At 73.9% G+C, this 19,802-nt stretch carries 20 protein-coding genes and 2 tRNA genes; 4 read left to right on the top strand and 18 right to left on the bottom strand.

Translation table 11 applies throughout. From position 1 onward, the window contains the following. Window positions 1-26: 26 nt before the first annotated feature. Window positions 27-1,364, top strand: coding sequence for an iron uptake transporter deferrochelatase/peroxidase subunit (gene efeB / locus KVT14_RS01600; RefSeq protein ID WP_217614062.1), 1,338 nt, complete (start codon window positions 27-29; stop codon window positions 1,362-1,364). A 7-nt stretch (window positions 1,365-1,371) separates the two neighbouring features. Here the strand turns inward: efeB and KVT14_RS01595 are convergent, their stop codons facing one another. Next, entirely contained in the window at window positions 1,372-1,935 is a 564-nt protein-coding gene (locus KVT14_RS01595; RefSeq protein ID WP_217614061.1) for a hypothetical protein, read from the bottom strand. 252 nt (window positions 1,936-2,187) lie between these two features. On the opposite strand from KVT14_RS01595, the gene KVT14_RS01590 reads away from it, so the two are divergent. Then, window positions 2,188-2,697 (top strand): ASCH domain-containing protein, encoded by a 510-nt coding sequence (locus KVT14_RS01590; RefSeq protein ID WP_217614060.1) that lies wholly within the window; start codon window positions 2,188-2,190, stop codon window positions 2,695-2,697. A gap of 16 nt (window positions 2,698-2,713) precedes the next feature. Here KVT14_RS01590 and KVT14_RS01585 read toward each other — a convergent pair whose 3' ends face one another. The 5 genes from KVT14_RS01585 to KVT14_RS01565 form a co-directional block, all read right to left on the bottom strand. After that, the gene (locus KVT14_RS01585; RefSeq protein ID WP_217614059.1) at window positions 2,714-2,851 is read right to left on the bottom strand and encodes a hypothetical protein; all 138 of its coding nucleotides are present in this window, start codon (window positions 2,849-2,851) and stop codon (window positions 2,714-2,716) included. 104 nt (window positions 2,852-2,955) lie between these two features. Further along, window positions 2,956-3,804, bottom strand: a complete 849-nt coding sequence (locus KVT14_RS01580; RefSeq protein ID WP_217614058.1) for an SseB family protein — start codon at window positions 3,802-3,804, stop codon at window positions 2,956-2,958. A 47-nt stretch (window positions 3,805-3,851) separates the two neighbouring features. Beyond that, entirely contained in the window at window positions 3,852-4,538 is a 687-nt protein-coding gene (locus KVT14_RS01575; RefSeq protein ID WP_254630213.1) for an Ltp family lipoprotein, read from the bottom strand. Between the two features lie 580 nt (window positions 4,539-5,118). After that, window positions 5,119-5,191: transfer RNA gene (locus KVT14_RS01570), tRNA-Asn, on the bottom strand. 75 nt (window positions 5,192-5,266) lie between these two features. Beyond that, window positions 5,267-5,782, bottom strand: a complete 516-nt coding sequence (locus tag KVT14_RS01565; protein ID WP_217614057.1) for a hypothetical protein — start codon at window positions 5,780-5,782, stop codon at window positions 5,267-5,269. 69 nt (window positions 5,783-5,851) lie between these two features. Between KVT14_RS01565 and KVT14_RS01560 the strand changes: the two genes are divergently transcribed. Next, window positions 5,852-5,925 (top strand) — tRNA-Ile (locus tag KVT14_RS01560). Here KVT14_RS01560 and KVT14_RS01555 read toward each other — a convergent pair. Together KVT14_RS01555 and KVT14_RS01550 are read right to left on the bottom strand one after the other, a co-directional pair. Further along, entirely contained in the window at window positions 5,923-6,624 is a 702-nt protein-coding gene (locus tag KVT14_RS01555; protein ID WP_217614056.1) for a hypothetical protein, read from the bottom strand. The two genes, KVT14_RS01560 and KVT14_RS01555, sit on opposite strands and share 3 nt — an antisense overlap. A gap of 38 nt (window positions 6,625-6,662) precedes the next feature. Then, entirely contained in the window at window positions 6,663-8,075 is a 1,413-nt protein-coding gene (locus KVT14_RS01550) for a glutamate decarboxylase (RefSeq protein WP_217614055.1), read from the bottom strand. 219 nt (window positions 8,076-8,294) lie between these two features. Here KVT14_RS01550 and KVT14_RS01545 point away from each other — a divergent pair, with 219 nt between their 5' ends. Continuing rightward, window positions 8,295-9,815 (top strand): peptide MFS transporter, encoded by a 1,521-nt coding sequence (locus tag KVT14_RS01545; RefSeq protein WP_217614054.1) that lies wholly within the window; start codon window positions 8,295-8,297, stop codon window positions 9,813-9,815. A gap of 42 nt (window positions 9,816-9,857) precedes the next feature. On the opposite strand, the gene KVT14_RS01540 is transcribed toward KVT14_RS01545, so the two are convergent. From KVT14_RS01540 to hydA, 10 genes are all read right to left on the bottom strand, one after another. Further along, window positions 9,858-10,406 (bottom strand): hypothetical protein, encoded by a 549-nt coding sequence (locus tag KVT14_RS01540; protein WP_217614053.1) that lies wholly within the window; start codon window positions 10,404-10,406, stop codon window positions 9,858-9,860. Window positions 10,407-10,586: 180 nt separating this feature from the next. Then, a complete protein-coding gene (locus KVT14_RS01535; protein WP_217614052.1) occupies window positions 10,587-11,144 on the bottom strand; it encodes a hypothetical protein in 558 nt (185 codons plus the stop codon). Between the two features lie 40 nt (window positions 11,145-11,184). Continuing rightward, window positions 11,185-11,943, bottom strand: a complete 759-nt coding sequence (locus KVT14_RS01530) for an SDR family oxidoreductase (protein WP_217614051.1) — start codon at window positions 11,941-11,943, stop codon at window positions 11,185-11,187. A gap of 70 nt (window positions 11,944-12,013) precedes the next feature. Further along, window positions 12,014-13,333: an aspartate aminotransferase family protein gene (locus KVT14_RS01525; protein WP_217614050.1), complete on the bottom strand. Its 1,320-nt coding sequence runs from the start codon at window positions 13,331-13,333 to the stop codon at window positions 12,014-12,016. A 74-nt stretch (window positions 13,334-13,407) separates the two neighbouring features. Next, a complete protein-coding gene (locus KVT14_RS01520) occupies window positions 13,408-14,574 on the bottom strand; it encodes an ABC transporter substrate-binding protein (protein WP_217614049.1) in 1,167 nt (388 codons plus the stop codon). 110 nt (window positions 14,575-14,684) lie between these two features. Continuing rightward, a complete protein-coding gene (locus tag KVT14_RS01515) occupies window positions 14,685-15,449 on the bottom strand; it encodes an ABC transporter permease (protein WP_217614048.1) in 765 nt (254 codons plus the stop codon). Then, the gene (locus KVT14_RS01510) at window positions 15,446-16,309 is read right to left on the bottom strand and encodes an ABC transporter ATP-binding protein (RefSeq protein WP_217614047.1); all 864 of its coding nucleotides are present in this window, start codon (window positions 16,307-16,309) and stop codon (window positions 15,446-15,448) included. The genes KVT14_RS01515 and KVT14_RS01510 overlap by 4 nt, the downstream gene beginning before the upstream one ends. Further along, window positions 16,306-17,289 carry an ABC transporter permease gene (locus KVT14_RS01505; protein WP_217614046.1) on the bottom strand — a complete coding sequence of 328 codons (984 nt, stop codon included), beginning with the start codon at window positions 17,287-17,289 and terminating at the stop codon, window positions 16,306-16,308. The genes KVT14_RS01510 and KVT14_RS01505 overlap by 4 nt, the downstream gene beginning before the upstream one ends. Beyond that, on the bottom strand, window positions 17,286-18,317 hold the full coding sequence (locus KVT14_RS01500; RefSeq protein WP_217614045.1) for a TIGR03842 family LLM class F420-dependent oxidoreductase: 1,032 nt from the start codon (window positions 18,315-18,317) through the stop codon (window positions 17,286-17,288). The genes KVT14_RS01505 and KVT14_RS01500 overlap by 4 nt, the downstream gene beginning before the upstream one ends. Before the next feature lie 43 nt (window positions 18,318-18,360). Then, window positions 18,361-19,794, bottom strand: a complete 1,434-nt coding sequence (gene hydA / locus KVT14_RS01495; RefSeq protein ID WP_217614044.1) for a dihydropyrimidinase — start codon at window positions 19,792-19,794, stop codon at window positions 18,361-18,363. Window positions 19,795-19,802 lie beyond the last annotated feature (8 nt).

Genomic DNA, 19,802 nt, shown 5'->3' with positions numbered 1-19,802 from the left:
GTGGACCGGACGGCGGTCGGCGCGGGATGTCCCGCCGCGCCCTGCTCGGGCTCGGCGGCGGCCTCGTCGCGGGTGCGGCCGCCGCCGGGGCCGCGGGGGCCGTGGCGGTGGACGCCGCCCGGTCCCCCGCGCCCGCGGCGTCGCCGGCGGGCGCCGACCGCACCTACCCGTTCACCGGCGCGCACCAGGCGGGCATCGTCACCCCGGCGCAGGACCGGCTCTACCTCGCCGCGTTCGACGTGACGACCACCGACCGGGACGCGCTCGTGGACCTGCTGCGCCGGTGGACCGTGATGGCCGCCCGGATGACGCAGGGCCTGCCGGCCGGGCAGTTCGCCCCCGCCTCCGGGCCCTACGACGCGCCGCCGGACGACACCGGCGAGGCCGCCGACCTGCCCGCCGCGGGGCTGACGATCACGTTCGGCTTCGGGCGGTCGCTGTTCGTCGGGGCGCCCGGCGCGGAGGCCGACCGGTTCGGGCTGGCCGGTCGGCTGCCCGCGGGCCTGATCGCCCTGCCGCACTTCGCCGGTGACGACCTCGACCCCGCGCGCAGCGACGGCGACCTGGTCGTCCAGGCGTGCGCCGACGACCCCCAGGTCGCCGTGCACGCCGTGCGGAACCTGTCGCGCGCCGCGTTCGGCACCGCCCGCATCCGGTGGACCCAGCTCGGCTACGGCCGGACCTCCTCCACCAGCACCGCGCAGAAGACGCCCCGGAACCTGTTCGGCTTCAAGGACGGCACCGCCAACCTCAAGGCCGAGGAGACCGCCGACGTCGAGGCGCACGTGTGGGTGCCCGCCGCCGCGGCGACCGAGGGCGGCCGCGACGCGGCCTGGCTCACCGGCGGCACGTACCTCGTGGCGCGCCGGATCCGGATGCACATCGAGACCTGGGACCGGTCGTCGCTGCGCGAGCAGGAGGCCCTGGTCGGGCGGAACAAGGGCGCGGGCGCGCCGCTGTCCGGCGGCACCGAGTTCACCGAGCCCGACCTCGACGCCACCGGCGGCGACGGCAAGCCGCTCGTCGCGCTCGACTCGCACGTCCGCCTCGCGCACCCGACCCAGAACGACGGCGTCCGGATGCTGCGCCGCGGGTACAACTTCACCGACGGCAACGACGCGCTCGGCCGGCTGGACGCCGGGCTGTTCTTCCTCGCGTTCGTCGTCGACCCGCGCACCCACTTCGTGCCGATGCAGACCCGGCTGTCCGCGCAGGACGGGCTCATGGAGTACCTCGTGCACACCGGGTCGGGGCTGTACGCCGTGCCGCCGGGCGTGCCCGACGGGACGCTGCCGACCGGGGCCGACGGGACGCCGGCGCTCGCCGACGACGGGCCGTTCGTGGGCCAGGCGCTGTTCGCGTAGCCGCGGATCAGGCGAGGTACGCCAGCACGACCGGCTCGTCCTGACCCGCCCACGTGCCGACGAGCGTCCGGTCCGTCGGCGCGGCGACGCCCGGGCGGGGCTCGCGCACGACGACGACCTCCGGCTCGGCCGCCGCGTCGGCGGCGCCGCTCCCCCGGACCCGCACCGTCGGCTCGCGCTCCACCCGGCCCTCGGGAGTCTCGGCCCACATCCGCACCTCGGTGTCGGCCTCGCGGACCACCCGGGCGAGCTCGTCCCGGTAGACCGGGTCGCCCGGGCCGTCGTACACCCAGCGCGTTCCGAGCACCGAGTGCTCCATCGTGCCGACCAGCCACTCCTCGGCGTCCGGCAGCGGCGCGCCGCGGTAGGTGAGCGGGACGTGCAGCAGCCGACCGCCGACGTCGACCAGGTGCGACTCGATGCCGACCTCGCCCTCGGGGTCGTCGAACCGGTACGCGCCCACCGGCACCACGTCGGCGACGGGACCGCCGCACCACGGCTGCGCGGGCAGCCAGGCGGCGATGAGCTCGGCCTTGGTCGGAACGAGGGTGGCCCGGTGGATGATCGCCATGCCGCCACGGTAGCGGGACCGGCTCCACGACCGGCACGCGCGCCCTCGCCGGCTGCGATCCGCCGCCCGCCGGCGCCTGTCGTCGCCCCGGCCGCCGCGCCCGCCGCCCGCGGTCCGCCGCCCGCCGCCCGCCGGCCCGCCGGCCCGCCGCCGAGTGCCTACCGGACACGTCGAGTGCCTATCCCGTGGGTAGGCACTCGACGTGTCGGATATGCACTCGGCGTCGAGCGCGCCGGACGGCAGGATGTCCGGGTGACCAGCCACCGCACCCCGCCCGGCCCGCTCGACACCGACGCGGCCGCCGCCCTCTGGCGCGCCTACGTCGCCGCGCACCCCGAGGCGGTCGCCGCCGGGGACGAGTACGTCGTCGACCGGTTCGGCGACTCCGTCGAGCTGAGCGACGAGCTGCTCGGCATCGTCCGGCACGGCACCAAGCGCGCGACCGCCGAGCTCGTGACCGAGTTCGCGCACCGCGGCGAGCAGCTCCCCCGCATCGGCGCGCACTGGGTGGCGTGCGACGGCCGGGGCGCGCCGCAGCTGGTGCTCCGGACGACCGAGCTCCGGATCGCCCCGTTCCGGGAGGTCGACGCGGACTTCGCCTTCGACGAGGGCGAGGACGACCGCAGCCTGCGCAGCTGGCGGGAGCAGCACCGGATCTACTGGGAGCGCACCTCCGCGGCGCGCGGCGCCGTGTGGAGCGAGCAGGACGAGATCGTGCTGGAGCGGTTCCGGGTGGTGTGGCCGCCGGAGGCGGCGGACTGACCGGGCGCGCCGGCCGCTACTCGGTCTGCGACGCCCGGGCCTCGGCGATCTCCTGGGCGTCGGGCGACCCGGTCCGGTGGACCGAGAGCTCCCCGCACCCGACGAGACCGAGTGCGACGACTCCCACGATGCCGGCGACGGCGATCCTGCGCATGACCCTGACTTCCTGCTGCGGCGATTCAGACGAACCGGGGCATCTTGCCAGAGCCCGGACGCGACCGGGGCGGGCCGTTGGTCCCGCGGGCGTGTCCGGGCCGGTCAGCGCGGGAGTGCGGCGGACGGGACCACGACGGGAGGGCCGGCCGGGTTGACCACGATCCCGGCCCGGCCCGCGGCGAGCGTCGCGGCGGCGAGCTCCGCGAGCTCGACCCGCCGGACCTCACCACCGGGGAGCCACGCCCACACCTCCGCGGGCGACGTCCCCACCACGGTGTACGCGCCGCCGTCCGGACCGGTGGCGGCGGGCCCTGCGACGCCGTCCTCGGGGTCGGTCGCGACCGGGACGAACAGCGGCCCCGCCGCCAGCATCTCCACGTACTGCGCGAACGGCAGCGACCGCGTCGTCGTCGCCTCGGTCAGCCGCGCGACCGCCTCGGGCTCCTCGGTGAGGTGCTGCCGGATCTCCGCCGCGTACGCGATGAACGCGCCCGGCGCTCGGCCGTCGATCACGATGCCCTGGTGGTCGCGCACCGCCTGCGCGAGCACCGCAGCGGCGGGCTGCACGAGCGACCGCCCCGCCGCCTCCCGCATCCGCTGCAGCTCGTCGTGCCCGGTGAACGCGACGAGCAGGTCGGCACCGGCGTTGTCCCGGATCGACGCGATCGCCAGGGTGTCACCCTGCTGGAACCCCCGGCCGGGGTCCGCGAGCCGGGAGTCCGTCATGTCGAGCAGGAGCTCGCCGGACACGGCGCGGCGCAGGACGTCGGCGAACGTCTGGGCGTCCTTGCGCTCCGCCCAGGTGCCGAGCGCCTCGCGCACGCGGTCGTGGCGCACGCCCGGGCCGGGCTCGCCGGCGGGCGGTGCCGCCGCGGGCGCCGGGTCGGGAGACGCGCCGGCCTCCGGCTCGACGGGCTCGGGCTCTCGCGACCTGCGGCTGAACAGTCCCACGGCCGACACCCTAGGCGTCGAACCACCTGTCGCCGCGTCCGGTCCGACTACAGACCCGTTGTGCTCACCCCGTATTCGGCCTGCTCCGGTGTGAACTGCTCGCCGTACTGGCTCGTGAGCTGATCGAGGAGGCCCTGCCGGGAGAACGCGCTGTACTCCAGGTACGACGCGGCGGACTCGGCCGCTTCGGCGTTCCAGTCGACACCGCCCTCGGCCTCCAGCCGTGCGACCGCGAACTCGGCGTCCTCCGGCGGGTAGCCCTCGCCGTACTCGCTCGTCAGCTGTCCGATGAGTCCGGCACGCGAGAAGGCCGAGTAGTCCAGGTACTGCACCGCGGACCTGTACGCGTTCTGCTGCGACACCGAGCCGATGCGTGCGGCCTCCGCCGCGGCGGCGGCCGCAGCAGCCGCTGCCTCCGCCTCTCGATCGACCACCGTGATCACCACCGACGTGCCAGGCTCGACCTTGATCCCAGCCGACGGAGCCTGCGACTCGACCTCGCCGGCCGCTCCGACGGTCTCGACGGTGAATCCACCGGCCTCCAGGGCCGCAGACGCCTCGTCGAGCGTCATCCCGACGACATCGGGAACCTCAGCTCGCGAGTCCACGACCTCCGTGGCCTGCGGTTTCGGCGTCTTCACGTCGGCCGCACCGGTCTCGGCAGCGTCACATCCCGCAAGCAGCATCCCTGTGATCGCGACCGCGACGAGCGCGGTAGCCCCCTGCTTCCTCATCCTCGTCTCCTGCTCCTCGTCCTGCTCGGCGTCGAGCCGCAGCCCGGGCGTTCTCCGTCCGTCCTCGTGAAATCGGTGTGTGCTCGTCGCGGGTTGAGCACTAGTCGAGGGATCACGTCGTCGACCACCCGTCTGACGGAGTGGGTTGAGTGATACCTCCGTCGTGTAGGACGGGATCGGAGTCACCGCGATGCGCGACCACCTCGGACTCCGACCATCTCGATGCAGCAGGAGCGAACGATGGGTCACGGACATGTCCCGGCACGACCGTCGACCGACGAGCACCTACGACAACTCGCTGAGACCGTCGCGGGCGCCGCTTTCACTCTCCCCGCGGGCGCGGTGCTCCACGCCGTTGCCGGCGACCAGCCCGGGCGAAGCTACCTGACACCATTTCTCTCGGCGGACGAGCTCGAGGCCGCAACGCGCCGTCACCGCAACGCGAAGCGGAGCCCCAGCGCGGAGGAGACGGAGCGCCGAGTACGGCGAACGGCGCCGACGCATGCTGAGGCGTTGCCGGACTGAGGTGCCGGGAGGCAGACGACCCCCAGCAGCCGGTGGCCGCTGGGGGTCGTGATTGCTCCCTCGACTGGACTCGAACCAGTAACCGTCCGATTAACAGTCGGATGCTCTGCCAATTGAGCTACGAGGGATCGTGCGGGAAGAACTCTAGCAGCCCTCCGGGGTTGCTCCTGACACGTCCTGCGTGGTCCCGGTCACGGCCGGGGTCACGCCCGGAGGCCCGCCGCGGCGCGCACCCGCGCCTCCGCCGCGTCGAGCAGCGCGGCCACGCCCGGGTCGGCGAGGTCGACTCGCGCGGTGCCGATGACCTGCGTGAACAGGTCCCCGCCGTCCCCGCGGCGCAGCGCGACGCGGACCGGCCCGGCGCCCGGCACGGCTACCGTCTCGACGTGCACGACCGAGGACTGCACCCGCTCCCGCAGCGTCTGCGCGAAGGCCACCGGGACCGGCGGGTCCAGCGGCAGCTCCTCGACGGCGCCGGTCACCCAGTGCACGGTGATGGCGGGCGGCTCGGGCGCGAACGACGCCCGGTCGACGTCCGACCACGGGTGCCGGCGCACCGGCGCGTCCGAGGTGCCGCCGGCGACGTACAGCGCCTGCCGGGTGGCCGCGAGCCAGCGAGCACCCGAGGCCGCGACGGCGAGCACGCGGTCGCCCGCCGGGAGTTCGAGGGCGCGGCGCACGTCGTCGGGCAGGGCGTGGCGGCGGGAGAAGAGCGGCACGGTGACCCACCGTAGCGGGGCGTGCACGCGGGGACGACGCCGCCGGGGCGCTAGCCTGTCGGGCATCGAGGGCCAGTAGCTCAGCCGGTCAGAGCAGCGGACTCATAATCCGTCGGTCGTGGGTTCAAGCCCCACCTGGCCTACGCAGCCGTGCCGCGGGCGCGCGAGCGCTCGCGCACCGACCCCACCGGCAGCAGCGCCGCGCCGGCGAGGAAGCACACCGCCCCGGCGAACGTCCCCGCACTCACCAGCGCGACGTTCGTCTCCTCGGTGATGCCGGCGACGTAGCGCGCCGCGACCGCCGCCGCCCCGAACGCCACCGACCCGGCGAGGTTGACGGCCGCCACCCACCAGCCGACCGACCCGCGGCGCCACGCGACCCGCGCGCCGGGCGACCCCGGCGCACCCGCGCCCCGAGCGACCCCGTGCACCGCCCGCGGCCGCACCGCCCGCCGCACGGCCACGCACGCGAGCACGCTCGCCACCAGGAAGCACACCGACCCGTACACGTCCGGCGCCCACACCAGGTGCCGGGCGGGCAGAGCCGCGAGGTCCTGCGTCGCCGCGAACGTGCTGACGTTGAAGCAGACGGTCCCGACCAGCTGCACCAGCGCGGCCGCGAGGTCGGTGTGGTCCTCCCGCGGCGTCCCAGCCGCCTGAAACGCCGCCGCGGTCGTGAACAGCACCGACCCGACGACGAAGGTCCACCCCGCGACCTCGGGCGCGACCCGCGCGGCGTACGACGGCAGCGACCCCACGGCGAAGCACACGGACCCGAGGCCGAACAGCAGCCCGAGCCGCACGCTCGCGGCGCTCGGCCGGGGCGCCCGCGCCATGCGCACGGCCGGCACCGTTCCGGGCCGCCCTGCCCCTGCCGTCGTCACCGCCGCAGGCCGGTCCGCGCCTTGCTCCGCGCCGCGGCGTGCGCCGGCGCTGTCCACAGGTCGGCGGCGTGGTGCGCCCGGGGCACCGGCGACTCCGCCTCGAGCGCGGTGTACGCGAGGTCGAGGTCGCGCAGCAGCTGGTCGATCATCAGGCGGCTGAGGTCCAGCCGGACGACGACCCGCATCAGGTGCACGTCCTCGGCGTCGGGCGGCAGGCTGTACGCGGGGACGATCCAGCCGTTCTCCCGGAGCCGCGCGGACAGGTGGTAGACGTCGAACCCGGGGTCGCCGGCGAGCCGGAACGTGACGACCGGCTCGGCCAGGCCGGGGTTGAGGATCTCGAACCGGCCCGTCGCCTTCAGCGCCTCGTTCAGGTAGCGCGCGTTGGCGAGCATCGTCTCGACGATCGCGGTGTACCCGTCGCGCCCGAGCCGCAGGAAGTTGTACATCTGCGCCTGGATCATCGCCGAGCCGCGGGAGAAGTTGAACGTGTAGGTCGGCTGCGCGCCGCCGAGGTAGTTCACGCTGAACACCAGGTCCTCGGGCAGCCGGGACGCGTCGCGGAACACCAGCCAGCCGACGCCCGGGTACACGAGGCCGTACTTGTGCCCGGACGCGTTGATCGACGCGACCTGCTCCAGCCGGAAGTCCCACGCCAGGTCCGGCTCGGCGAACGGCGCGACGAACGCCCCGCTCGCACCGTCGACGTGCAGCGGCACGTCCCAGCCGCGGTCGGCCTTGATCCGCACGAGGGCGGCGTCGATGTCGGCGATCGGGTCCGCCTCGCCGATGTGCGTGGTGCCGAGCACGGCGCCGACCGCGATGGTCCGCTCGTCGATCCGCGACGCCACGTCCTCCGCGGTGATCGTGTACCGGTCGGGGCGCATCGGGATCTTGCGCATCTCGACGTCGAAGTAGTTGGCGAACTTGTCCCACACCACGTGGGTCTCGGCGCCGAACACGACGTTCGGCCGGTCGGTCGGCTCCCCCGCGGCCTGCCGCCGGTGCTGCCACGCCCGCTTGTGCGCCAGCAGGCCGAGCATGATCGCCTCGGACGACCCGATGGTCGCGACGCCGACGACGGTCGCCGGGTCGGGCGCGTGGAACAGGTCGCCGAGCATGTGCACGCAGGCCTCCTCGACCAGCGAGGCGACCGGGTACTCCTCGTGGTCGATGTGGTTCTTGCGCAGCGTGTCGTGGATCAGCGCCTCGGCCTGCGGCTCCATCCACGTCGTCACGAACGAGGCGAGGTTCAGCGTCTCGCGCCCGTCGAGCATGAGGCCGGTGTGCAGCAGCTCGTAGACCTCGTCCGGGTCGAGGCCGTGCTCCGGGAACTCGGTGCGGTCGATCGCGGTGCGGAAGCTGGCCCGCCCGTGGATGGGCGGGGTGGTGCGGCCGTCGCTGGTCATGGAGCAGCCCCTCGCGTTCGGTGGAGACGCGGTGCGGTGCGACGGCGGGGGCCCGTCCGGACGAGCCGACCGTAGCAGCGGCGCTCGCACGGACCGATACCGGCGGCCGCCCGCCACCTCACGGGCCCATGGTCCTGTTGCCGTGCTGCGAGCGGGGGCCACATTCTGGATTTCGGTGTGTCGTCCGGGCGCGCCACCACGAGCGTCAGGAGCCACCCGATGACCACCGCCGCCCACGGCGAACCCCCCGCCGGCAAGCTGGCCGGCGACCGCGCGTTCTTCGGCCACCCGCGCGGCCTGATGACGCTGTTCACCACGGAGCTGTGGGAGCGGTTCAGCTACTACGGGATGCGCGCCATCCTGCTGTACTACCTGACCGACTCGGTCGCGAACGGCGGCCTGGACATCGCCGAGACCACGGGCCTGGCGCTCGTGTCGATCTACGGCACCAGCGTCTACCTGCTGTCGGTCGTGGGCGGCTGGCTCGCGGACCGCGTGATCGGCGCCCGGCGGTCGGTCCTCATCGGCGGCATCATCATCGCGGCCGGCCACGTCTGCCTGGCGATCCCGTCCGCCGGGTTCTCGTACCTCGGCATCGCCCTGGTCGCCCTCGGCACCGGCCTGCTCAAGCCGAACGTGTCGAGCATGGTCGGCGAGCTGTACGCCCGCGACGACGAGCGCCGCGACTCGGCGTTCTCGATCTTCTACATGGGCATCAACATCGGGTCGTTCACGGCGCCGTTCCTCGTGGGCGCGGCGCGCGCCTGGGGCGGCTACCACGCGGGCTTCCTGGTGGCGGCCGTCGGCATGGCGATCGCACTGGTGTTCTTCGTGGCCGGCGCGAAGTACCTCGGCAAGGCGGGCGGCGTCGCGCCGAACCCGGTGCGACCGGAGGAGCGCGTGAAGCTCGTCCGCGGGTTCCTCGTCATCCTCGGCGGGATCGTCGTCGTCGGCCTGGTCGCGGCGCTCGTGGCCGGCGGGTTCAACCTGGACACGTTCATCGACACGATGTCGTACCTGGCGTTCATCGCGCCGGTCGCCTACTTCATCGTGATGTACCGCTCGCCCAAGGTCACCGACGCCGAGCGGCCGCGCGTGCTCGCGTACATCCCGCTGTTCGTCGCGGCGATGCTGTTCTGGATGATCTTCGAGCAGGCGGCGACGACGCTCGCCTCTTTCGCGCAGAACCGCACCGAGCTGTCGTTCTTCGGCGTCACGATCAGCCCCGAGTTCTTCCAGTCGGTGAACCCGCTGTCGATCATCATCCTGGCGCCGGTGTTCGCGTGGATCTGGTCGAAGACGCACGACCGCCCGCCGACCGCGACCAAGTTCGCGATCGGCCTGGCGCTCGCCGCGCTGTCGTTCCTGGTGATGGCGCTCGCGTCGGCGGCGTTCGCCGACACGCTCGCGCCGGCGTGGGTGCTCGTCGTGGTCTACGTGATCCAGACGCTCGGCGAGCTGTGCCTGTCGCCCGTCGGGCTGGCCGCGACCACGCTGCTCGCGCCGCGGGCGTTCCGGAACCAGGCGATGGCGGTGTGGTTCCTCGCGCCGGCCGCCGGGCAGGCGATCACGGCCCAGCTCATCAAGGCGACCGAGGGCTCGTCCGACACCGCGTACTTCGGCGGGATCGGCGCCGTCGCGCTGGCGTTCGCGGTGATCCTGCTCGCGCTGTCGCCGTGGGTGACGCGGCACATCCGCCGGGCGGACGAGATGGAGGGCATGGTGAGCGCCGGGGCGTGACCGCGCACGGCGGCGCCGGGGCGGGTGGTCTGACCCGACCGCTCAGCCCCGGCGCCACCAGCGCCGCCACGTGCGTCGGCCGCCCGCCCTCCGCTCACGCAGCTCGACAGTCGCCGGGAGGGCGGCCCGCTCCGCGTCGTAGGTATCGACGAACCGCCGCACCTCGGCGTCGTGCTGGGCGCGGTCGAACACGAACGGGCCGCCGGGGACCACGACCGGGTCGTCGTCGGCCGGGCCGTTCGGGCCCGTCTCCCAGCGGAAGTCCCGCCAGGTCACCGTGGTGCCCGTCCGCTCCAGGCGCATGCCGATCGCGCCGCAGCCGGTGTCGCCGCACGCCGAGCAGACGAACAGCGGCACGCGGCCGTCGTCGAGCTGGTCGGCGGGGTGCTCGCCCAGCAGCGCGAGCACGTCACCGACCCACGGGAAGGGCCAGCTGTGCACGAAGACCGGCACGTACTCCGCGACGGGACCGAGCCCGCGGACGCCCAGGTGGAGCAGCCGGCGGACGGGCACCCCGTCCACGGTCGGCTCCCAGAAGAACGCGCCGTGCTCGGGCGCGCTGCCGGGCACGAGCGCGAGGCGGTCCAGCATGCTCCGGATGCTGCCACCCCGCGCCCGCGCCCGTGGGTGATCAGGACCGGGCCGATGACCGCGGTGGACGTACTTCGGCGGGATCGGCGCCGTGGCGCTGGCGTTCGCGCTGATCCTGCTCGCGCTGTCGCCGTGGGTCGCGCGGTACATCCGCCGGGGCGGTTGGTCGGACCCGACCGCTCAGCCCCGGCGCCACCAGCGCCGCCACGTGCGTCGCCCGCCCGACCGTGACCCGGCCGGCACCGGGAGCGCGGCGCGCTCCGCCTCCTCGCTGTCGACGAACCGCCGCACCTCGCCGTCGTGCTGGGCCCGGTCGAACACGAACGGGCCGCCGGGGACCACGACCCGGTCGTCGGGGTCGTCCGGCCCGGTCTCCCAGCGGAAGTCCCGCCAGGCCACGGTGCTCGCGTCCCGCTCGACGCGCATCGTGATCGCGCCGCACTCGAGGTCCCCGCACGCCCGGCAGACGAACAGAGGGACCCGGCCGGCGTCGAGCCGGGCGGCGGGACGCTCGCCCAGCAGGGCGAGCACGTCGTCGACCCACGGCGTCGGTCGCCGGCAAACGAAGACCGGCAGGTTGTCCCCCGCCGGCCCGAGACCCTCGACGTCCAGGTCCACGTCCTCCGGGTCGTCGAAGCGCAGCAGCCGGCGGACGGGTACGCCGTCGACCGTCGGCTCCCAGAAGTGCACGCCGTGCTCCGGCGCGCTGCCGGGCACGAGCGCGAGGTGGTTCAGCACACCTGGGATGCTGCCACCCCGTGCCCGCGCCGGTGCGCGATCAGGACCGCGCGGTCTGGGTGTTCGACACCTGGGCCCGCGGCCGGACGACCAGCGTGTCGATGTTCACGTGGTGCGGCCGGGTGAGGGCGAACGCGATGACGTCCGCGATGTCCTCGGCGAGCAGCGGCTGGTAGCCCTCGTAGACCCTGGCCGCGCGCTCCGCGTCGCCGCCGAACCGAACGAGCGAGAACTCCTCGGTCGCGACGGCGCCGGGCGCGATGTCGATGACCCGGACCGGCTCGCCGATCAGCTCGAGGCGCAGCGTGGTGGTGAGCATCCGCTCGGCGTGCTTGGCGCCGGTGTAGCCCGCGCCGCCCTCGTAGGGGCCGATGGCCGCGGTCGACGTGACGACCAGGACGTCGCCCCGGCCGCTGGCCTTGAGCAGCGGGAGCAGCGCCTTGGTGACCCGCAGGGTGCCGAGCACGTTGATGTCGTACATCCGGCGCCAGCCCTCGACGTCCGCGTCGGCGACCGGGTCGAGGCCCAGCGCGCCGCCCGCGTTGTTGACCAGGGACGTGAGGCCGCCGGTCTCCGCCACGTGCGCGGCCAGGCGCGCCACGTCGTCGTCGCTGGTGAGGTCGGCGACGAACGGCTCGGCGCCGGTCTCGGCGGCCAGGGCCTCGAGCCGGTCGGCTCGGCGGGCGACGGCGACGACGTCCCACCCCTCGGCGCGGAGCCGGCGGACGGTCGCGGCGCCGATCCCGCTGGAGGCGCCGGTGACGACGGCGCGGAGGGCGGGCGTGGCGGTCTCGGACATACGGGGTGGTCCTCTCGGTGGTGCGGGGGTGGTGCCGGATCGACCCTACGACCGGCGGCGGGGTACGCGGTCAGAGGGTGGCGTCCAGGTCCGCCAGGACCTCGTCGTACGCCGCCAGGGCGGTCGCGACCTGGGCGTCCGTGACGACGCAGGGCGGGACCACGTGGATGCGGTTGTCCTGCACGAACGGCAGCAGCCCCCGGTCGAGCAGGCCGGTCTTGACCGCGCCCATCGCCGCCGGGGCGACCGGCTCGCGCGTCGACCGCGACGTGACCAGCTCCAGCGCCCAGAACACCCCGGTCCCCCGGACCTCGCCGACCGACGGGTGGGCGTCCGCGAGCGCCGCGAGCCCCGGCGCCAGCACGTCGGTGCCGATCCGGGCGGCGTTCTCGACGACCTTCTCGTCCTCCATCGCCTCGATGGTCGCGACGACCGCCGCCATCGCGAGCGGGTGGCCCGAGTAGGTGAGCCCGCCGGGGAACACCCGGTCGTCGAACGCGTGCGCGACCGGGTCGGACATCAGCACCCCGCCCGCGGGCACGTACCCGGAGTTGACCCCCTTGGCGAACGTGACCAGGTCGGGCACGACGTCGTGCTGGTCGAACGCGAACCACGACCCGGTGCGGCCGAACCCGGCCATCACCTCGTCCAGGATCAGCAGGATGCCGTGCCGGTCCGCGATCTCCCGGACGCCCGCGAGATACCCGGGCGGCGGCACCAGCACGCCCGCCGTCCCCGGGATCGACTCCAGCAGGATCGCCGCGATCGACGCCGGCCCCTCCGACTCGACGACCCGCGCCAGGTGCCGCAGCGCCCGCTCGCCCTCCTCCTCGGGCGTCGTGGCCCAGAACTCCGACCGGTACAGGTAGGGCCCGAAGTGGTGCACGTGCCCGCGGGCGTACTCGTTGGGCACGCGCCGCCAGTCGCCGGTCGCGACCACGGCCGCGCCGGTGTTGCCGTGGTACGACCGGTAGGCCGACAGCACCTTGTCCCGGCCGGTGACCAGGCGCGCCATCCGGATGGCGTTCTCGTTGGCGTCGGCCCCGGCGTTCGTGAAGAACACCTTCGAGAAGCCCTCCGGCGCGTGCCGGAGGATCGCCTCGGCGGCCCGGCCCCGCGGCAGCACGGCGTGCGACGGGGCGATGGTGGCGAGCCGCCCGGCCTGCTCGGCGATGGCCGCCACGACCCGCGGGTGCTGGTGGCCGATGTTGGTGTTGACGAGCTGGCTGCTGAAGTCGAGCAGGGTGCGGCCGTCCGCCAGCGTCACCTCGCAGCCGGACGCGCCGGCGACGACGAGCGGGGCGAGCGCGCCCTGGGCGGACCAGGAGTGGAACACGTGCGCGCGGTCGAGCTCGAGGGCGAGCGCGCCGTCGGCGTCGAGTGCGGTCATGGGTGCGGGCCTTCCGTGGGGAGGGGTGGTGGGGTCGGGGCGGCGGCACGGCGGACGCCGCCGCCCCGGCCCGGTCAGTTGCCGCCGGGCTGGAGCTCGACGGTCAGGGGCTCGAAGTCCGCGCCCTCGACGTCCACGCCCTCGGCCTCGAGCTCGTCCAGCGCCTGCTGCACGTACTCGTTGGAGTACGCGGTCTCCGGCGGGTCGGCGCTGATGATCGTCGCGCCGGTCTCGTTGGAGGTCTCCTTGGCCATCTCGACGGTGGCGTCCCAGGCGGACTCGTCGATCAGGCCGATGCCGCCGGACGTCGACGGCCAGATGAGCTTGTTGACCTCGTTGGTCATCCAGAGCTGGTGGCTGGTGCCGAGGGTCGAGCCCGCGGCCGTGACGATGTCGGCGGCCTCCTGCGGGTTGTCCCGGGCGTAGATCCAGCCCTGGATCGAGGCCTTGATGAAGGCGACCGTCGTCTCGGCGTACTCCGGGTCGTCGGCCAGCCGGCCGGCGTCCGCCCAGATCGCGTCCTGGAGCATGGCGGTGCCCTCGTCGTTCCAGTCGATGACGGAGAAGTCCTCGGGCTGGTAGAGCTCGCCGGTGTCGGGGTTCTCGGTCTCGAGCAGCTGGGCGTACTCGTTGTAGGTCATGGCCTGCGCCGCGTCGATGTCGCCCGCGAGGAACGCGTTCATGTCGAACGCCTGCTGCACGATCTCGAAGTCCGTCACGCCGGCCTTGTTGAGGCCCGCGAACAGCTCCCACTCGTTGCCGTAGCCCCAGGAGCCGATCGTCTTCCCCTCGAGGTCCGCGACCGAGTCGATCCCCGCGTCCGCGAACGACACCTGGAGGGTGGCGGAGCGCTCGAAGATCTGCGCCACGTTGGTGATGTCGGCGCCCTGCTCGATCGAGCCGAGCACCTTCGGCACCCACGCGATCGCGTAGTCGACCTCGCCGTTCGCGAGGGCGTCCTGCGGCACGATGTCGCCGCCGCTCGGGATGATCTCGACGTCGAGGCCGGCGTCCTCGTAGAAGCCCTGGTCCAGCGCGGCGTAGTAGCCGGAGAACTGCGCCTGCGTGAGCCACTGCAGCTGGAGCTTGACGGGGGTCAGGTCCCCGTCGCCGCCGCCCGCCGACTCCGTCGACCCGCCGCCGGCCGTGTCGTCCGAGCCGCCGCACGCGGTCAGCGCGAGCGCCGCCACGACGCCGAGCGCCCCGAGCCCGAGGCGGGCCCGCCTGGTGGTGTTCCTCATGTCGTCCCCTTGTCGTCGCATCACGGGAGGGCCCTCCTGGCGCCGTCGGCAGGCGGGGTGGTGCCGGCCCGCGCCGACCCCCGGGCGCGGGACGTGTGGTGGTGTGGCGGTCAGGTCCGGCGCACCCCGCGGGTCCCCCACCGCTCGACGGCGGAGGTGGCCCCGTAGAACAGCAGCCCGACGAGCACGCCGCCGAGCACGTACGCCCAGGCGCGGGCGTAGTTCGACCCCGCCGCGGCCGTGGTGATGAACGACCCGATGCCCGACCGCGGACCGCCGAAGTACTCGGCGACGATCGCCGAGATGACCGCGAGCGAGGACGCGAGCCGCAGGCCGGTGAACACGAACGGCAGGGCCGTCGGGATCGTCACGGCCCGGGTCGCCTGCCGTGGCGTGGCCGCGTACGCCCGCATGAGGTCGCGGTGCACGGGCCGGACCTGCCGCAGCCCGCGCAGCGTGTTCACGAACACGGGCACCCCGACCGCGACGGCCACCACGATCTGCCGCCCGGTCTCCACCGAGGCGCCGTACATCGTGTAGAGCACCGGGGCGAGCGCCACGACCGGCAGCACCGCGAGCCCCGCGACCACCGGGTCCAGCAGCAGGTCGACGGCGCGCACGGCGGAGGCCAGGATCGCGGCCGCGATCGCCACCACCGCGCCGATCACGAGGCCGACCAGCGCGTTCGTGCCGGTGACGAGCGCGGCCGAGGCGATCGTCGGCAGGAACTCGGCGAACTCGCCCGCGATGGCCGCCGGGCTGGGCAGCAGGAACGGCGGGACGTCGCCGAGCGTCACCACGGCCTGCCACGCGGCGACCAGCGCGGCGAGCAGCAGGACGGGCGCGGCGCGGTGGCCCCAGGACGCGGCGCTCACCGCGTCTCCACCCCGCGGCTCGGGACTTCGGATCCGCCGTGCAGCGCCTCGCGCACCGCCGTGACCGCCTGGAAGTACGCCTCGTCCTCGCGCAGCCCGTCGTCGCGCGACCCCGACCGACCGAGCCCGACGTCGACGATCCCCGCGATCCGCCCCGGCCGGGCCGACATCACCACGACGCGGTCCGAGAGGAACACCGCCTCCGGGATCGAGTGGGTCACGAACACCACGGCCGCCTGCGTCTCCGCGCAGATCCGCACCAGCTCGGACTGCAGCCGCTCGCGGGTCATCTCGTCGAGCGCGCCGAACGGCTCGTCCATCAGCAGCAGGCTGGGCCGCTCGGCCAGCGCCCGGGCGATCGCGACGCGCTGCTGCATGCCGCCGGACAGCTGGTCCGGGAAGTGGTCGGCGAAGTCGGTCAGCCCGACCAGCGCCAGCATCTCGTCCGCGCGCTCCCGGCGGGCCCCGCGGCCGACGCCGTGCAGCTGCAGCGGCAGCTCGATGTTGGCGCGGACGGTGCGCCACGGCAGGAGGCCGGCCTGCTGGAACGCGATGCCGTAGTCGTGGCCGAGCCGGGCCTGCTCGGCCGGCTTGCCGAAGACGGCGATCGAGCCGGAGGTCGGGCGGTCCAGGTCGGCGACCAGCCGGAGCAGGGTCGACTTGCCGCAGCCGGAGGGGCCGATCAGCGAGACGAACTCGCCCGCGCCGACCGTGAGGTCGACGTGCTCCAGGGCGGTGACGGACCGGCCGCCCTCGCCGGGGAACACCCGGCCGACGCCGGCGACCTGGACGGCTGCGGCGGTGGCCGTCGGCCCGGCGGGCGCGGCACCGGGCGCCCCCGCGGCGGTCGGCGCGGTCACGCCGCCGCCTCCGCCCGGCGGAACCGGCGCAGCGCGGTGCCGAGCAGCGCGACCGCCCCGGAGGCGACCAGGCCGAGCAGCACCGCCCCGAAGATCGGCGCCCACGGCTTGGCGGGGTCGCTGCTGGCGAAGTTGGCGAACTCGAGGATCATGCGTCCGATACCTCCGGGCATCCCGGTCGAGACCTCCGCGACGACGACGCCGAGCACGGCGCTCGTGGCCGCCAGGCGGAGGGCGGGCAGCAGGTGGGGCACGCTCGCGGGCAGCCGCAGCCGGACCAGCTCCTGGGACCAGGAGGCGGCGTAGCCGGCGAACAGCTCGCGGTGCAGGGTGTCGGGCGAGGTGAGGCCGCGCAGGGCCCCGACCGCGACCGGGAAGAACGCCAGGTACGAGGCGATCACGGCGACGGACATCCACGGCTCCCAGGTGAAGCCGAGCTCGAGCTTCGAGCCCCAGCCCTTCACCAGGGGGGCGAGCGCGATGAGCGGGACGGTCTGGCTCAGCACGACCAGCGGCAGCACCGCGGACCGCGCGACGCGGAACCGGGTCATCAGCAGGGCGAGCGCGAACCCGACGACCACGCCGAGCACCCAGGACACCGCGGCGATCCGCAGGCTGGCGCCACCCGCGCGGAGCACCGCGAGCCACAGCGGGTCGGCGCCCGGCTGGGACGTGAGCGGCTCGCCGAGCCGCGCCAGCATCTCGGTCACGTGCGGCATCGCGAGGTCGGTGGTGCGCGGCAGGACGCGGAGCTCGCCGACGCTCCAGCCGTCCTCGGGGACGACGGCCTTGACCAGCTCCCACAGCGCGGCGAGCAGGACCAGGGCGGCGAGGCCGAGGGCGACCGGGCGGAGCGCGCGGAGCGGCGCGGGCAGCGTCCGGGTCCGGCGGGCGGCCGGTGCGAGCGCGGCTGCCGACGGCGCGACGACCGCCGCGTCCCCGGCCTCCGCGACTCCCGGGCCCGCGACCCCCGTCGTCATGCCGTCGCCACGACGTGCTCGGCCATCGCCGGGATGACCCGCTCGCCGTACATCCGCAGGGTCTCGTCCTTGTTGTCGTGCTGCAGGTAACCGGCGAACTGGGTGACCCCGAGCGCGCGCAGCGCCTGCAGCTTCTCGACGTGCTCGCGGGGGGACCCGATCAGGCAGAACCGCTCGACGATCTCGTCGGGGACGAACTGGGTGTGCGAGTTCCCGGCGCGGCCGTGCTCGTTGTAGTCGTAGCCCTGCCGGCCCTCGATGTAGTCGGTCAGCGCCTTCGGCACCTGCGACCCCTGGCCGTACTTGGCGACGATGTCCGCGACGTGGTTGCCCACCATGCCGCCGAACCACCGGCACTGCTCGCGCATGTGCGCCCGGGCCGCCGGGGAGTCGCCGTCGCCGACGTACATCGGGGCGGCGACGCAGAACTTGATGGCGTCGGGATCGCGCCCGGCCGCCTCGGCGGAGTCGCGGACGGTGCGGATCATCCAGGACGCCACGTCCGGGTCCGCGCACTGCAGGATGAAGCCGTCGCCGACCTCGCCGGTCAGCTTGAGCGCCAGCGGCCCGTAGGCCGCGACCCACACCTCGAGCGCCGACCCGCGGGACCACGGGAACTGCACCTTGCGGCCGTTGTGCTCGACCGGCCGGGAGTTCGCGAGCTCGCGGATGACGTGGATGGACTCGCGCAGCGTCGCCAGGTTGGACGGCTTGCCCGCCAGGGTGCGCACCGCCGAGTCGCCGCGGCCGATGCCGCACACCGTCCGGTTGCCGTACATCTCGTTGAGCGTGGCGAACGACGACGCCAGCACGGTCCAGTCCCGGGTCGCCGGGTTGGTGACCATGGGCCCGACGATCACCTTGCGGGTGGCCGCGAGGATCTGGGAGAACACGACGAACGGCTCCTGCCAGAGCAGGTGCGAGTCGAAGGTCCAGACGTAGTCGAACCCGTGGGTCTCCGCCTGGCGGGCCAGGTCGACCACCCTCGAGGCGGGCGGGTCGTTCTGCAGGACGACGCCGAACTCCATGGGTGTGCCTCCTTCTGTGCGGGGGGTCGGGTGGGGCCGGTCGTCAGATCAGGTACTGGGACAGGCCGCGCTTGACGTACTTCCCGTGGCCGGCGCGGCCGAGGAACAGGCCGCCGTCGACGACGACCTCGCCGCGGGACAGCACCGTGTCGACGTGGCCGTCGACCTCGAAGCCCTCCCAGGCCGAGTAGTCCATGGCCATGTGGTGCGACTTCCCGACGCCGATCGAGGTGTGCCCGTTCGGGTCGTAGACCACGACGTCGGCGTCGGCGCCGGGCGCGAGGACGCCCTTCTGGCCGTACATGCCGAACATCCGCGCCGGGGTGGTGCAGCAGATCTCCACCCAGCGCTCCAGGCTGATCTCGCCGGTGACGACGCCCTGGTACAGCAGGTCCATCCGGTGCTCGACCGAGCCGATGCCGTTGGGGATCTTCGAGAAGTCGCCGATCCCCATCTCCTTCTGGTCCTTCATGCAGAACGGGCAGTGGTCGGTCGACACGAGCTGCAGGTCGTTCGTGCGCAGGCTGTTCCACATCTGGTGCTGGTGGCCCTCGTGCTTCGACCGCAGCGGCGTCGAGCACACGTACTTCGCGCCCTCGAAGTCGCCCCACTGCTCGCTGGTCGCGCCGAGGTGGTCCTCGAGCGACAGGTACAGGTACTGCGGGCAGGTCTCGCCGAACACGTTCTGGCCGCGGTCCCGGGCTTGGGCGATCTGCTCGGCCGCCTGCTTGGCCGAGACGTGCACGATGTACAGCGGCGCCCCGGTGAGGTCGGCGAGCATGATCGCGCGGTGCGTCGCCTCCTCCTCGGCCTGCCAGGGCCGGGAGACGCCGTGGTAGTACGGGCTGGTCTCGCCGCGGGCGACGTGCTGCTGCACGAGGGTGTCGATGACCGACCCGTTCTCCGCGTGCATCATGATCATCGCGCCGCTGTCGGACGCCTTCTGCATGGCCCGCAGGATCTGCCCGTCGTCCGACAGGAAGACGCCCTTGTAGGCCATGAACAGCTTGAAGCTGGTGACGCCCTCCGCGATCAGCTCGTCCATCGCGTGCAGCGACGAGTCCTGCACGTCGGACAGGATCTGGTGGAACGCGTAGTCGACCGCGCAGCTCCCGGCGGCCTTCTGGTGCCAGAGCGCGTACTGGTCGACCGGGTTCTCGTGCGGGTACTGCACCACGAAGTCGACGATGGTGGTCGTCCCGCCCCAGGCCGCGGCCGTGGTGCCGGTCTCGAACGTGTCGGACGCGAACGTGCCGCCGAACGGCATCTCCATGTGCGTGTGCGCGTCGATGCCGCCGGGGATCACGTACTTGCCGGTCGCGTCGATCACGCGGTCGACCGTCGCGGTCAGGTCGACGCCGAGGGCGGTCGAGCCGGGCTGCAGCAGCGCGACGATGGTCTCGCCGTCGATCAGCAGGTCCGCGGCGCCGCGGCCGGTCGCGTTGACGACGGTGCCGCCGGTGATGAGGGTCTTCATGCCTCGTC

Source organism: Cellulomonas sp. GbtcB1 (assembly GCF_019091725.1).
GTDB lineage: Bacteria > Actinomycetota > Actinomycetes > Actinomycetales > Cellulomonadaceae > Cellulomonas.
This window is presented reverse-complemented; position numbering and strand designations above follow the sequence as displayed.